This is a genomic window from Bradyrhizobium sp. KZN70725, from assembly GCF_055264925.1.
The window spans coordinates 1-13959 of sequence record NZ_JBUYWT010000064.1 but is presented as its reverse complement, the minus strand read 5'-3'; the positions used below and the strand labels follow the sequence as shown (position 1 = coordinate 13959).

Sequence of the window (13959 nt, the reverse complement as noted above, 5' to 3'; positions counted from 1 at the left end):
CTAGCTGAGCGCCACGTTGACCGAGGATTCCGGCAGCTCGACGTTGAAGCAGCGCTGGTAGAACTCGGCGACCAGCGGCCGTTCCAGCTCGTCACACTTGTTGAGGAAGGTGACGCGGAACGCGAAGCCGATGTCGCTGAAGATGTCGGCGTTCTCGGCCCAGGTGATCACCGTGCGCGGGCTCATCACCGTCGACAGGTCGCCGTTGGCGAACGCGTTGCGGGTGAGATCCGCCAGCCGCACCATCTTATTGACGATGTCGCGGCCTTCCTGGGTGCGATAGTGCTTCGCCTTCGCCAGCACGATCTCCACTTCCTCGTCATGGGCGAGGTAGTTCAGCGTGGTGACGATCGACCAGCGGTCCATCTGGCCCTGGTTGATCTGCTGGGTGCCGTGATAGAGGCCCGAGGTGTCGCCGAGGCCGACCGTGTTGGCGGTCGAGAACAGGCGGAACGCCGGATGCGGCTTGATTACCTTGTTCTGGTCGAGCAGCGTCAGGCGGCCGGAGACTTCAAGCACGCGCTGAATCACGAACATCACGTCCGGGCGGCCGGCGTCGTATTCGTCGAACACCAGCGCGATATTGTGCTGCAGCGCCCAGGGCAGGATGCCGTCGCGGAATTCGGTGACCTGCTTGCCTTCCTTGACCACGATCGCGTCCTTGCCGACGAGGTCGATACGGCTGATGTGGCTGTCGAGGTTGACGCGCACGCAGGGCCAGTTGAGGCGGGCCGCAACCTGCTCGATGTGGGTGGACTTGCCGGTGCCGTGATAGCCGGTGACCATCACGCGGCGGTTCTTGGCAAAGCCCGCGAGGATCGCGAGCGTGGTGGCGCGGTCGAAGCGGTAGTCGCTGTCGACTTCCGGCACATGCGGATCGACTTCGGAATAGGCGGGAACTTCCAGGTCGCTATCGATCCCGAAGACCTGCCGGACCGACACCTTCATGTCGGGCAAGCCGACGGGTTCCTGAGCTTTGGTCTGGACGGCGGTCGTCATTCATCCTCCGAGGTCCCGGGCGTTCCCGAAACCAGATTAATCGTTTGGCTGCGGATGGGGTGCTTCGCATAAGCCTAGCAGAGAGCAACGGTTGGCAGAAGCCCGCGAGCAAATCAAAGTTCCGTTGTTCTATCATAAAGATAGGAGCGAGACTCGGTTTTTGGAAGGCTGCCCTGCAAATCCCGCCGTACTTTTGCCGCAGCACCACGACGGCCGGCCCGGGCCGGGCACTTTTCAGCCCGGCGGGGAGTTGTTAGCTCTCAAATCGATAACACCGCCACATGGGAATTTTGTGACTTCATTCCTTGACCCTTTGATCGCGTTCGTTTCGGCCCATGCCTGGCTTGCCTATCTGACGCTGTTTCTGGCCGCCCTGCTGGAGGCGGTGCCGGTGGTCGGCTCCCTGGTGCCGGGGTCGACCATCATCCTGGCGTTGAGCGCGCTGGTGCCGGGCGGCGAATTGAAGCTGTTGCCGGTGCTCGCCGCGGCGGCCGCCGGCGCGATGCTCGGCGACGGCACCGCCTACCTGATCGGCCACCGCAGCCAGCGCGAGATACTGTCGGCCTGGCCGCTTTCCAACTACCCGCGCGTGGTGGCGCAGAGCGAGGCCTTCTTCAACCGCTGGGGCGTGCTCGCGGTGTTCTTCGCCCGCTTCGTGCCGCCGATCCGCGCCTTCGTGCCGATCACGGCCGGCGCGCTCGGCATGCCGCCGGCGCGCTTCTACGCGGTCAACATCCCCGCGATCCTGCTCTGGGCGCCGGCGCATGTGCTGCCCGGCGTGCTCGCCGTCACCGCGCTGCATGACTATGCCGGCCTGCCGCATCATGGCCATGTCGGCAAGCATCTCTGGATGTTTGCGGTCGCGGGCGGCGCCGTGATCCTGGCGCTGGCCGTCTGGACCATCCGCCGCCGGCATGGCGGCAGCCTGATCGAACCGGCCAAGCCGGCGAAATAATTCCTTTCACTTGCGCATGATCTTCTCGGAAAACCGGTCTCCACTTTTCCGGATCATGCGCTAGATGCTGTTGGTCGTTCCCGCCCGCCCGGGTGCCGGACCGACATAGCGCGCGCGAGGCCTGATCAACTTGCCGAGCTGAAGCTGCTCGCTGGCATGCGCGATCCAGCCGACGCTGCGCGCCATCGCGAACAGCGCAAGCTCGCTGCCCGCGGGCATCCGCAGCGCATGCACCAGCACCGCCAGCGCGTAATCGATGTTGACGAATTCGCCCGTTGCCTCCGCGATCCGCTCCGGCACTTCCCTGGTGAATTTGCGCGGCGCGCCGGCCCGCGTCAGCGCCTCGAGCAGCGAGATCGCGCGCGGATCGCCCTTCTTGTAGACGCCGTGCCCGAAGCCGGCGAAACGTTCGCCAAGCGCGACCCGCTCACGAACCACCGGCGCAACGTCATTGTCGAGCATCGTCTTGACGAGGCGCGAGGCGAGCACGCCGGCACCGCCATGCATCGGTCCCTTCAGCGCGACGAGACCCGCGATCACGGCGTCGTACAGATTGAGCCCGGTCGATGCCGCGCAGCGTGCGGTGAAGGTCGACGCATTCAGTTCGTGATCGGCGAGCAGCACCAGCGCGCGGCGGATCAGGTCGGGCGCGTGCTTGTTGCCTGGCGTCCAAACCTGCGCCACCTGCTCGTGCAGCGGCTCGTTCGATGGCGCAGCGTTCAGCATGGTCGCGACCAGCAGCCGCAGGATGCGGCCGCCGACCATGGCGCGGCCGTCGGGCGCGCGCGTGAAGGCGCCGGGATCGGCACTTGCCGCCAGCGCCAGCACCGCCACCGTGCGGTCGATCGGCTGGGCGCGGCGCGCGGCCTCAGCGATCGCGCGCATTTCGTCCGAGAGGTGCGGGCAATTGTCCGGCGCGAACGGATCGACGCCGGTGACATCCCACAGCAGCGTCGCGGTGTGCTCCAGCGTGTCGCGCTCGGCGAGCTCGACGCAGTTGACGCCGCGATAGATCGGGCCTTGCTCGGTGATGGTTGCGATCGCCGAATCCATCACCGGCAGGTCGGCGTCGAAATTACGGAAGCCCCGCGGCTCCGGCGACGGCACGCGGCGCTCCTTCAACCCCCTGATGTCCTCGGCGCGGTAGCGGTGGCTGCGCGAATCCGGCGACGGCTCGGAGCGGATCAGCCCGCGGCTGACATAAGCGTAGAGGGTCGCCGGCGAGATCGCGAGCTCGGCGGCGGCTTCGCGAGCGGAGAGGTAAAGCTCGGCGGATTTTTTCATATTGATTTATATAATCAAGATTGATCAACTCGTCGAGAGGCCTGACCTTGAAGGGGTGAAGCAAGGAGATCAGGCCATGAATATGCACCTCACCAAGAGCCAGATCGGTCTGGACGGCGTTCCTGCCGCCGAGACCGTGTTGAGCCATGTCGACGGCGAGCGCGGCGAATTGATCATCGCCGGCGAGCACGTCGCCGACCTCGCGGGCAAGTCGAGCTTCGAGGGCGTCACGGCGCGGCTGTGGAACGGCGCCACCGGCAAGTCGCTGAGTGAAGCCAATGTCCGCGCCAGCCTCGGCGCCGCCCGCGAACGCGCCTTCGCCCGCCTGCCGGACCTGCTGCCGGCGACGCGCGGCATGTCGATCGTCGACGGCTTCCGGGCCGCGATCGCAGGCCTCCGCGGCGAGAACGGGCTGGAGCACGAGGCGACCATCGTCGGCGCCTTCCCGGTGATCGCGGGCGCCTTGGTCCGGCGCGCCACGGGCAGCGATCCGATCGCGCCGGACCCGAATGCCGGCCACGCCGCCGACACGCTGCGGATGCTGCTGGGCCGCAAGGTCGAGCCGCGCGAGGTCGCAGCGCTCGACGCCTATCTCGTCACCGTTTGCGACCACGGCATGAATGCGTCGACCTTCACCACGCGGGTGATCGCCTCGACGCAGGCCGACCTGTTCGCGGCGATCACCGGCGGCTATTGCGCGCTGACCGGCCCGCTGCACGGCGGCGCACCTGAGCCGGTGCTCGAAATGCTGGACGCGATCGGGACACGCGAGCGCATCAAGCCTTGGGTTGACGGCGCGCTGGCGCACGGCGAACGGCTGATGGGATTTGGTCACCGCGTCTATCGCGTGCGCGACCCGCGCGCCGACGTGCTGAAGGTCGCGATCGAGCGCCTCGAGGCCAGCGGTGCCGACCTGCCATTTGCCGCCGAGGTCGAGGCCTACATCCGCGAGGCGCTGCGGAAAAAGAATCCGGAGCGGCCGCTCGAGACCAATGTCGAGTTCTTCACCGCGATCCTGCTCGACGGGCTGGAAATCCCGCGGCAGGCGTTCACGCCGATCTTTGCCACCGCGCGCGCCGCCGGCTGGACCGCGCACGCCCTGGAGCAGCGGCGCACCGGGCGCCTGATCCGGCCGAGCTCGTCCTATGTCGGGACGGTGCCGAAGGGGTGAGAACTAAGCCGCATCAACGTTTACGATGGCGGAGCCACACACTCCGCCGTCGTCCCGGCGAAGGCCGAGACCCACACGCCGCGGCCCATCGATGGGGCAATCGGGCAGACATCTTGTGCAAACGATAACGGCCGGTGGTTATGGGCCCCAGCTCCGTGCGCAACTGCGCACTAGGCAGGGGCGACGAGGACGAGAGACTTCAGGCCTCGCGCACCACGGTCTTCAGATAATTGTACGCCTTGATGATCTCGATCAGGCGATCCTCGGTGGAGCGGTCGCCGCCATTGGCGTCGGGGTGGTGCTGCTTGACCAGCGCCTTGTACTTCGACTTGACGTCTTCGAGCGTCGCCTCGGCCCCGAGCCCCATCACCTGCAGCGCCTTGCGCTCGGCGTTCATCACCTTGCGGGTCTCGGGCTTGGGCTCCGCGCCACCGGGTCCGGGGCGCCAGCGGCCGCGGCCGTTGAGCTCGGAGAATACGTGGAACGGATCGGAGGCGGCATCGAGACCGCTCTCGCCCTTCTTGCCGTTGTTGGCGCCCATCTTCCAGGTCGGACGGTGGCCGGTCAGCGCGTCCTTCTGGTAGCGCGCGACGTCGTCAGGATTCATACCCTGGAAGAAATTGTAGGACTGGTTGTATTCACGGACGTGGTCGAGACAGAAGTGCCAATACTCGCGCGAATTCTCGCGGCCTTTCGGGGCGCGATGCGCGCCCTTGTTCTGGCAACCCGCCCACTCGCAGGTCACGGCCTGCTCGCCGGCCTGCGCCTGGCGCTTCGCACTGACCTTGGTCGGCTTGATGCGAATGGAGTCGAAGAATTTTGATGAATCGATCGGCATGTTCTCTTTGACTACGCAATGCACAAATCTTCAAGTCTTGACATTGCGCGGACCTCGTTTCCCGCTTGCACCATTGACGAAAAGCTGTCGCGAACCTAACTCCGCCGCCATGAGCACCAAAGACGCTATCATAAACAAGTTGCGTGAAGCTTTCTTGCCGGAAAGCCTCGACGTCGTCGACGAGTCACATCTGCATGAGGGCCACGCCGGCCACAGGCCAGGCGGGGAGACGCACTTTCGGGTATATATTGTGTCTCCGGCCTTCGAAGGGAAGAGCCGGATCGAACGCCATCGCATGATAAATGCGACGCTGGCGCAGGAACTCGCCGGCTCGGTGCATGCGCTGGCGATACACGCCCACGGCCCCGGGGAAAAGCCGCGCTAGTTCGCGCTTGCCTCAAGACGAAGCAGTGGTTTTCCTCTATGAGAACAGGATGGACCTGCTCCCTGCGTGAGCAGGTGAAACTACGGATTGCACCGCCACGCATGATATGGGGCCATTGATGATCCCTTGCTGGCCACGTTTTCGGTCGATCGTCACCGCCGCCGGCCTGCTCCTGATATGCTCGATGCGCCCGGCCTCGGCGCTGGACATGCCGAGCCCGTTCGTCCAGGAGGTGCTGATCAAGAGCATCCTGGTGTCGCTCAACGATGCGGTGGCCGCGAACAATTTCACCGTGTTCCACGCCAAGATCTCAAAGCCGTTCCGCGACCAGTTTCCGCCCGACAAGCTCAAGACCATCTTCAAGGATCTGGTCGACAAGCACGCGGTGTTCGACGCCGTAGTCGCCAAGCCGATCGTTCTCGACGAGGACGCCAAGATCGACGACAAGGGCGTGCTGCGGCTGAAGGGTCATTTCGACACCACGCCCAAGCAGGTGAAGTATCAGCTCGGCTTCATCCCCTCCGACGGCGCCTGGAAGCTGTCGGGTATCTCGATCGATATCGAGTAGCACTGGGGCAGTCGCCAAACCGTCATCCTGAGGTGCGAGCGGAGCGAGCCTCGAAGGATGCACGGCCCGGCTGGTGGCCGTCGACCCTTCGAGACGCGCGCGATGCGCGCTCCTCAGGGTGACGGTACCGGCAGCCTAGCCAACTCGAACTAGAACGCCGTCCCCGCCCGCTTCGGCTTCTTCTCCTCCAGCTCGGTCTCGCGCGGGACGGCGACGATGCGCAGCGCGGTGATGCGGTTGCGCTCGCGGCGGAGCACGCGGAAGCGGAAGCCGTGGAAGGTGAAGCTCTGGCCGCGCTCCGGGATCGAGCGCGCCTCGTGGATCACGAGGCCGGCGACGGTGGTCGCCTCCTCGTCCGGCAGGCGCCAGTCCATCGCGCGGTTGAGATCGCGGATCGGCACCGAGCCGTCGACCACGACCGAGCCGTCCGGCTGCGCCCGCACGCCGGCAACGACGACGTCATGCTCGTCGGAGATGTCGCCGACGATCTCCTCCAGAATGTCCTCCAGCGTCACCATGCCTTCGACCTCGCCATACTCGTCGACCACGAGGGCGAAGTGGGTCTTGCGGCGACGGAACGCCTTCAGCTGTTCGGAGACCGGACGCATCTCCGGCACGAACCAGGGCGGCAGCGCGATCGCGGAGGCATCGATCGCCGACATGTCACCCTCGTTGGCGCGCATCGCGCGCAGCAGGTCCTTGGCGTGGAGCACGCCGACGATGTTCTCCGGCTTCTCCCGCCACAGCGGGATGCGGGTGTATTCGCTCGCCAGCACCTCGCGCACCAGTTCCTCGGGCGGCAGGTCGGCGTTGACCATGGTCATCTCGGTGCGATGGACCATGACGTCGGAGACCTGCAGCTCGCTGAGATCCAGCAACCCGCCGAGCATGTCGCGATCCTGCTTCTCGACCTTGCCCTCGTGATGCAACAGATCGACCGCACCGCGCAGACGTTCGGTCGGCGACAGCACCGCCTGATGCGCCCCGACCTTGATGCCGAGCAGCTTCATCAGCGCCAGCACGATGGTCTCGATGATGGTGAGCAGCGGCCCCAGCACGAAGATCGTCAGCCGCATCGGCCGCGCGACCAAAAGCGAGATGCGGTCGGGCGCGTTGATCGCGATGGTCTTGGGCAGCACCTCTGCAAACACCACGACCATCACGGTCATGACAGCGGTGGCATAGAGCACGCCGACGTCGCCAAACCAGGCGGTGAACACGCCGGTCGCCAGCGCCGAGGCGCCGATATTGGCGATGTTGTTGCCGAGCAGCAGCGCGCCGATCATGCGCTCGCGCATGTTGACCAGCTTGGAGACCACACCGGCATCGGTGTTGCCCTGCTTCGACAGCCGCAGCATGCTGGCGCGCGAGGCGCCGGTCAGCGCCGTCTCACTCGCCGCGAAAAACGCCGAGATGAACAGGCAGAGCAGCACGATCGAGAAGGTGAACCATCCCACTGAACTGATCCGTGGCTAGAGCATGATCCGGTAAAGTGTGTAGCGGTTTTCCGAAAAGATCATGCTCAAATCAAAAAGATAGAGCGGGATGGCGATCCGAAGGAGAGGCATCCCGGTCTAGGCCTTCAGCTTGGCTTGCAGGAAGTCGCGCACCGGCTGCGGCTCGACATTGTTGGCGATCACGGCGCGGCCGACGGCCTCCAGCAGGATGAAGGTGAGCTTGCCGCGCTTGACCTTCTTGTCCTGCGCCATCAGCGCCAGCAGCGCGTCGGCGTCGGCAAGGCCTTCCTGCGCGAAGCCTGCGATATCCTGCAGGCGCGTCGGCAATCCGACCGCGGACAGATGACGCGCGATGCGCCCCGCATCGTCGGACGAAATCATGCCGAGCTGCGCCGAGAATTCCGCCGCCAGCACCATGCCGACCGCGACGCCCTCGCCGTGGAACAGCCGGTCGGAGAAGCCGGTTGCGGCTTCCAGCGCATGGCCGAAGGTATGGCCGAGATTGAGCAGCGCCCGCTCGCCGGTCTCTCGCTCGTCGCGCGAGACGACGCCCGCCTTGGCGCGGCAGGAGGTTGCGATCGCGTGCTCGCGCCCGGCGCCGCCGGCGAAGATGTCGGTGTGGTTCTTCTCGAGCCAGGCGAAGAAGGCTTCGTCGCCGAGGATGCCGTATTTCGCGACCTCGGCGTAGCCGGCGCGGAACTGGCGCGGCGACAGCGTGTCGAGCACCGAGGTGTCGGCGATGACTAGCACCGGCTGGTGGAATGCGCCGATCAGGTTCTTGCCCTGCGGCGAGTTGATGCCGGTCTTGCCGCCGACGGAGGAATCGACCTGCGCCAGCAGCGAGGTCGGCACCTGCACGAAATCGACGCCGCGGCGCAGGATCGCGGCCGCGAAGCCGGCGAGATCGCCGACCACGCCGCCGCCGAGCGCGATCACGAGGTCATTGCGCTCGATCTTCGCCGCGATCAGCGCCTCGCTGACCTCGGTCAGCGTGGCATAGCTCTTCGAGCCCTCGCCCTCCTCGACGACGATCCGCGACGTCGGCACCCCCGCGGCGGCGAGCGACGCCTCGGTCGGCTCCAGCCAGTGCTTGGCGACGGTGCGGTCGGTGACGATCGCGGTACGCACGCCGGGCCGCAGCGCCGCGACACGCTCGCCGAGTGACTGCAGCACGTCGCGGCCGATCACGATGTCATAGGCGCGGTCGCCGAGCGCGACGTCGACGGTAACTGAGGCGGAATGTTTCAAGGGCGCAGTCATGAGGTCGCGTTCAATCCATCACAGGTGGTTGCTCGTCGGCCGGACGCGCACCGCACAGATGCGCATGCAGGGCCTCGAGGCATTCGTCGACGATGCGGTCGTGCGGCACGTCGCGCGAGGCAATCGTCAAATCGGCGGTGCCGTAGACCGGCTCGCGCTCGCTGAGCAGGCGGTTGACGGTCGCCTCCGGGTCGGGGGTGTGCAACAGCGGACGATCGGCGCGGCGGCGCACCCGGCGCATGATGATATCACTGTCGGCCTTGAGCCAGATCGAGATCGCGCGGTCGCGGATCCGGTTGCGGGTCTCCTCGCGCATGAAGGCGCCGCCGCCGGTCGCCAGCACGACCGGGCCATTGCCGAGGATGCGGGCGATCACCCGCGCCTCACCGTCGCGGAAATACGGCTCGCCCTTGCTCTCGAAGATCTCCGGGATCGTCATGTCCGCCGCCGCCTCGATCTCGGTGTCGGCATCGGTGAACGGCAGCTTGAGTCGCGCCGCCACCCTCCGGCCGATGGTCGACTTGCCGGCCCCCATCATGCCGACCAGCACGATCGACCTCGTCCCCAGCGCGGCCGCGATGTCGGCCTCCAGGGTCGGGTGGGTAGGCGCCGGTACGGCTGCGTCGGACATCAAAAAGCTCGGATATTGGGACGAATTGTTCAGAATTCGAGCCACCTATACTACCCCCGGCGACACCCTTACCAGCGACTCTTGCAACCGCGCGGGGAACATGTTGGATGATTTCATTGGTTAATTCGCCGCCCGAGTCGCCTCCATGCCCAGCCTGTTCCGCTTCCTGACGGTCGTCGCCGTGATTTTCGGGATCGGCTACGGCATCGTCTTCGCGCTGGCGAATTTCGTGCACCCGAAACCGCGGGAAATGACGGTGACCATCCCACCGGATAAGTTCCTCAAGAAATAGACGCTATGATTCCGGCATGCCCGCTACTGCCAAAAATCCCGCCAAGACCCTCGCCAAGTCCTCCGACGCCAGACTGACCGCGTTGTTCCTCGACATGCTCGCCGCGGAACAGGGCGCCGGCGCCAACACGCTCGACGCCTACCGGCGCGACCTCACCGATTTCTCCGACTACCTCGCCCATGCCGGCGCCGATTTCACCAGCGCCGACACCGAGACGCTGCGTGGCTACCTCGCCGACCTCGATGTCAGAGGCTTCAAGTCGACCAGCGTGGCGCGGCGGCTGTCGGCGATGCGGCACCTCTACCGTTTCCTGCTCAACGAGCGGGTCCGCACCGACGATCCGGCCGCGATCCTGTCCGGCCCGAAGCGCGGCCGCGGCCTGCCCAAGGTGCTGTCGATCGCCGACGTCGACCGCATGCTGACTCGGGCCAAGGAGCTGACCCAGACCGACGTCTCGCCGGCGCAGCGGCTGCGCGCGCTGCGGCTGTATTGCCTGCTCGAGGTGCTCTACGCCACCGGCCTGCGCGTCTCCGAGCTGGTGTCGCTGCCGGTCTCGGCGGCGCGGCGCGACGCGCGGATGATCGTGGTGCGCGGCAAGGGCAACAAGGAGCGGCTGGTGCCGCTGAACGACGCCTCGCGCCAGGCGATGGCAGACTATCTCGCAGCGCTGGAGGTGATGCAGCCGAAGGCGAAGAAGGCCGCGCCGGCGAAATGGCTGTTTCCGTCCTCCGGCGAGAGCGGCCATCTGACCCGGCAGCATTTCGCCCGCGATCTGAAGGAGCTCGCGAGCGCCTCCGGCCTTGCGCCGCGGCTGGTCTCCCCGCACGTGCTGCGTCATGCGTTTGCCAGCCATCTGCTGCACAATGGCGCGGACCTGCGCATCGTGCAGACCCTGCTCGGCCACACCGACATCTCGACCACCCAGATCTACACCCATGTGGTCGAGGAGCGGCTGAAGAGCCTAGTCCGCGACCTGCACCCGTTGGCGGAGAAGTCCTAGGGATCCGAAGCCCAGAGACCTCGATACCTTCATCTGATCCGCCTTGACTTCCGCTTCGTCTCCGCAGAAAGAGCGTCACCTGCTTGCGATCCCGAAGCGTGCATTCCACCCGGATGCGCGTTAACCGTTTGAAGTTACAAAGCTTCTCTTTCCGACGCCGAAACCGCTTCGCCCCTCGCACCGTTCTTCCCTATATTGAGTTGATGCCCGACCCGATGCGCAGCTATCTCGACTTCGAAAAACCCGTCGCCGAGCTTGAATCCAAGATCGACGAGTTGCGTGCGCTTGCCGCAAGCGGCAGCGACATCGGCGACGAGGTCGCGCGGATCGAGGACAAGGCGGCGCAGGCGCTCACCGAGCTCTATTCCAATCTGACGCCGTGGCAGAAGACGCTGGTGGCGCGGCATCCGCAGCGGCCGCACTTCACCGATTTCATCGGCGGCCTGATCACCGAATTCACCCCGATGGCCGGCGACCGCAAATTCGCCGACGACGAGGCCCTGGTCGGCGGCTTCGGCCGCTTCCGCGGCGAGAGCATCTGCGTGGTCGGCCAGGAGAAGGGCGCCACCACCGAGAGCCGCATCAAGCACAATTTCGGCATGGCGCGGCCCGAAGGCTACCGCAAGGCGGTGCGCCTGATGGAGATGGCCGACCGGTTCGGCATTCCGGTGCTGTCGATCGTTGATTCCGCCGGCGCCTATCCCGGCATCGGCGCCGAGGAGCGCGGCCAGGCCGAGGCGATCGCGCGCTCGACCGACGCCTGCCTGTCGCTCGGTGTGCCCAATGTCGCGATCGTCACCGGCGAAGGCATGTCGGGCGGCGCCATCGCCATCACCACGGCGAACCGCGTCCTGATGATGGAGCACGCGATCTACAGCGTGATCTCGCCGGAGGCGGCATCCTCGATCCTGTGGCGCGACGGCACCAAGGCGCAGGAAGCCGCCAACAGCATGAAGATCACCGCCCAGGACATGCTGCGCTTCGGCGTGATCGACCAGATCCTGAAGGAGCCCTCGGGCGGCGCTCATCGCGACCCGGGCGCGATGATCGCGACCACGGGCGATGCCATCGCCCAGGCGCTCAACGACCTACGAAATCTTGATCCGGACGCGATTCGCAAACAGCGGCGCCAGAAATTCCTCGATATCGGCCGCAAGCTCGGCTGAGGCGCCCAAACCGCCCGATTTTTCGTCCAAATCGACCAATTTTGCCGTAATTGGGCCCCGAGCCGGGTCTTTAACATTCCTTGAACCATGCCTGCTACCGTGAGGGCTGTCCGCCCCGGTTCAGGTTGCGAGCAGGGGTCGTCGAAGGCTAATATTTTACACAATGGCTTCAGGGCATATTCGCCGTGTTGGGGTCGCGAAAATCGCCCGGTGGGTGTGGAGCTCGGACTTGACTCATCGCACGCTCGTACGCGCGCTTCTGACCTCGGCGGTCCTCGCCGCAGGCGTCATGCTCGCCGGTTGTGACAGCGACCAGATCTCGCTCGCGCAGAACGCCAAGGCCAACCAGCCGGTCCCGCCAAAGCTCGTCGCTGCCATGACCGAAAAGGACATGGACATGCAGTCGCCGATCCTGGTGCGGCTGTTCAAGCAGGAGGCCGAGCTCGAGGTCTGGAAGCAGAACCGCTCCGGCCAGTTCGCGCTGCTCAAGACCTATCCAATCTGCCGCTGGTCGGGCGACCTCGGTCCGAAGGTCCGCGAAGGCGACCGCCAGGCGCCCGAAGGGTTCTACTCGATCAACCCGAGCCAGATGAACCCGCAGTCGGCCTATTACCTGTCGTTCAACACCGGCTATCCCAACGCCTTCGACAAGGCGCTCGGCCGCACCGGCTCGCAGCTGATGGTGCACGGCGATTGCTCTTCGCGCGGCTGCTACGCGATGACCGACGAGCAGATCGCAGAGATTTACTCGCTCGGCCGCGAATCCTTCTTCGGCGGCCAGAAGGCGTTCCAGCTGCAGGCCTACCCGTTCCGGATGACGCCGGTGAACATGGCCAAGCACCGCAACAATCCGAACATGCCGTTCTGGAAGATGATCAAGGAAGGCTACGATCATTTCGAGGTGACGAAGCAGGAGCCGAAGGTCGACTTCTGCGAGAAGAAGTATGTGTTCGACGCGGTGAAGGCGCCGGGCGCGACACGCGATCCGGTGTTCGACGCCTCCGCGAAGTGCCCGGCCTATGTGATCCCCGAGGAGATCGCGAGCGCCGTGCACGAGAAGGAGCAGAAGGACGCCGCCGAGACCGCCAAGCTGGTATCCAAGGGCACGCCCGTTGCGCGCCTCAACACCGGCATCGACGGCGGCATGAACGCGATCTTCGCCTCGAAGATTCCGGAAGGAAACACCGGCCTCTCCGAAGGCGGCGACAGCCAGGCGCTGGCCTCGATGTCGCTGGCGCGCGCGCCCGGCACGATCCCCGGTACGGTCAATCCGCCGAAGCCCAATCTCGCGGTCCAGCAGGAAGAGCCGGTCGTGGCGACAACGTCGTCCACCGCATCGTCGGCCAGCACCCGCGTCGCCTCGGCGAACGCGTCCGACAAATCCGCCTCTGACAAATCCGCCTCTGACAAATCCGCCTCTGACAAATCCACCTCTGACAAATCCGAAGGCTTCTTCTCCAGCTTTGCCCGCAAGGTCGGGATCGGCGGCACCGCCGACGCCAGCAAGACGACCGCGCCGGCTCCGGCCGCTGCCGCACCAGCCAAGCCGAAGGTCGCCGAGGCCAAGCCGCAATCGGTGGTTCGCGTCGCCCCCAAGGCTGAGCCGAAGCAGGCCGCCAAGCCCGCGCCGAAGCCGGCAGTGACCACGGCCGCAGCCGCCGCACCGGCCCCGTCGTCGTCGACCCAACTCGCCGGCTCCGCGCCTGTGGTGCAGACCAACTCGTTCGACACCCGCTTCTCGGCGGTGAAGTAGGCGGGGCGCGTCTGCGCGAAGACAGCTCGCTGCCGCTTGTCGCAATGCTGCTGTAGCGCAAACTATTTCCAGCCGTCGTCCCTGCGAAAGCACTAGCGTGTCTACACGGTTTTGGGGCGCGACAGATTGACTCGGTACAGCAAGAAGTGGCGTCTCTGCAGCATGTTGTATGATTCTCTCACTGGCGCTTTGATTCGAAG

Annotated in this window: 14 protein-coding genes and 1 pseudogene; 8 read left to right on the top strand and 7 right to left on the bottom strand. The window is 65.6% G+C overall.

Annotation, left to right across the window (positions count from 1 at the left end; all coding sequences use genetic code 11):
* Complete coding sequence (gene cobS / locus ACZBJS_RS36040; RefSeq protein WP_057015539.1) at nucleotides 1-999, bottom strand: cobaltochelatase subunit CobS; 999 nt, start codon at nucleotides 997-999, stop codon at nucleotides 1-3.
* Nucleotides 1000-1291: 292 nt separating this feature from the next.
* Between cobS and ACZBJS_RS36035 the strand changes: the two genes are divergently transcribed.
* A complete protein-coding gene (locus ACZBJS_RS36035; protein ID WP_057015540.1) occupies nucleotides 1292-1954 on the top strand; it encodes a DedA family protein in 663 nt (220 codons plus the stop codon).
* Nucleotides 1955-2014: 60 nt separating this feature from the next.
* On the opposite strand, the gene ACZBJS_RS36030 is transcribed toward ACZBJS_RS36035, so the two are convergent.
* Nucleotides 2015-3238 (bottom strand): citrate/2-methylcitrate synthase, encoded by a 1224-nt coding sequence (locus ACZBJS_RS36030; protein ID WP_057015541.1) that lies wholly within the window; start codon nucleotides 3236-3238, stop codon nucleotides 2015-2017.
* A 76-nt stretch (nucleotides 3239-3314) separates the two neighbouring features.
* On the opposite strand from ACZBJS_RS36030, the gene ACZBJS_RS36025 reads away from it, so the two are divergent.
* Nucleotides 3315-4409, top strand: coding sequence for a citrate synthase/methylcitrate synthase (locus tag ACZBJS_RS36025; protein ID WP_463439889.1), 1095 nt, complete (start codon nucleotides 3315-3317; stop codon nucleotides 4407-4409).
* A gap of 199 nt (nucleotides 4410-4608) precedes the next feature.
* Here the strand turns inward: ACZBJS_RS36025 and ACZBJS_RS36020 are convergent, their stop codons facing one another.
* A complete protein-coding gene (locus ACZBJS_RS36020) occupies nucleotides 4609-5247 on the bottom strand; it encodes a J domain-containing protein (RefSeq protein WP_028338207.1) in 639 nt (212 codons plus the stop codon).
* 109 nt (nucleotides 5248-5356) lie between these two features.
* Between ACZBJS_RS36020 and ACZBJS_RS36015 the strand changes: the two genes are divergently transcribed.
* Complete coding sequence (locus tag ACZBJS_RS36015; protein WP_028338206.1) at nucleotides 5357-5632, top strand: BolA family protein; 276 nt, start codon at nucleotides 5357-5359, stop codon at nucleotides 5630-5632.
* A 184-nt stretch (nucleotides 5633-5816) separates the two neighbouring features.
* The gene (locus tag ACZBJS_RS36010; protein ID WP_229189798.1) at nucleotides 5817-6200 is read left to right on the top strand and encodes a hypothetical protein; all 384 of its coding nucleotides are present in this window, start codon (nucleotides 5817-5819) and stop codon (nucleotides 6198-6200) included.
* 149 nt (nucleotides 6201-6349) lie between these two features.
* On the opposite strand, the gene ACZBJS_RS36005 is transcribed toward ACZBJS_RS36010, so the two are convergent.
* From ACZBJS_RS36005 to ACZBJS_RS35995, 3 genes are all read right to left on the bottom strand, one after another.
* Nucleotides 6350-7657, bottom strand: a complete 1308-nt coding sequence (locus tag ACZBJS_RS36005) for an HlyC/CorC family transporter (protein ID WP_076824825.1) — start codon at nucleotides 7655-7657, stop codon at nucleotides 6350-6352.
* Between the two features lie 117 nt (nucleotides 7658-7774).
* Nucleotides 7775-8917 carry a 3-dehydroquinate synthase gene (gene aroB / locus ACZBJS_RS36000; protein ID WP_057015544.1) on the bottom strand — a complete coding sequence of 381 codons (1143 nt, stop codon included), beginning with the start codon at nucleotides 8915-8917 and terminating at the stop codon, nucleotides 7775-7777.
* Between the two features lie 10 nt (nucleotides 8918-8927).
* Nucleotides 8928-9548, bottom strand: a complete 621-nt coding sequence (locus ACZBJS_RS35995) for a shikimate kinase (protein ID WP_076824827.1) — start codon at nucleotides 9546-9548, stop codon at nucleotides 8928-8930.
* A gap of 145 nt (nucleotides 9549-9693) precedes the next feature.
* On the opposite strand from ACZBJS_RS35995, the gene ACZBJS_RS35990 reads away from it, so the two are divergent.
* From ACZBJS_RS35990 to ACZBJS_RS35975, 4 genes and pseudogenes are all read left to right on the top strand, one after another.
* Nucleotides 9694-9840, top strand: a complete 147-nt coding sequence (locus ACZBJS_RS35990) for a hypothetical protein (RefSeq protein ID WP_016843561.1) — start codon at nucleotides 9694-9696, stop codon at nucleotides 9838-9840.
* 16 nt (nucleotides 9841-9856) lie between these two features.
* On the top strand, nucleotides 9857-10840 hold the full coding sequence (xerD, locus tag ACZBJS_RS35985) for a site-specific tyrosine recombinase XerD (protein ID WP_463439888.1): 984 nt from the start codon (nucleotides 9857-9859) through the stop codon (nucleotides 10838-10840).
* Nucleotides 10841-11043: 203 nt separating this feature from the next.
* On the top strand, nucleotides 11044-12006 hold the full coding sequence (locus ACZBJS_RS35980; protein WP_057015547.1) for an acetyl-CoA carboxylase carboxyltransferase subunit alpha: 963 nt from the start codon (nucleotides 11044-11046) through the stop codon (nucleotides 12004-12006).
* A gap of 163 nt (nucleotides 12007-12169) precedes the next feature.
* Nucleotides 12170-12745 (top strand): annotated as a pseudogene (locus ACZBJS_RS35975) (L,D-transpeptidase family protein); the annotation flags it as partial.
* A 278-nt stretch (nucleotides 12746-13023) separates the two neighbouring features.
* Here ACZBJS_RS35975 and ACZBJS_RS35970 read toward each other — a convergent pair.
* Nucleotides 13024-13437, bottom strand: coding sequence for a pentapeptide repeat-containing protein (locus ACZBJS_RS35970; RefSeq protein ID WP_463439901.1), 414 nt, complete (start codon nucleotides 13435-13437; stop codon nucleotides 13024-13026).
* Between the last annotated feature and the right edge of the window lie 522 nt (nucleotides 13438-13959).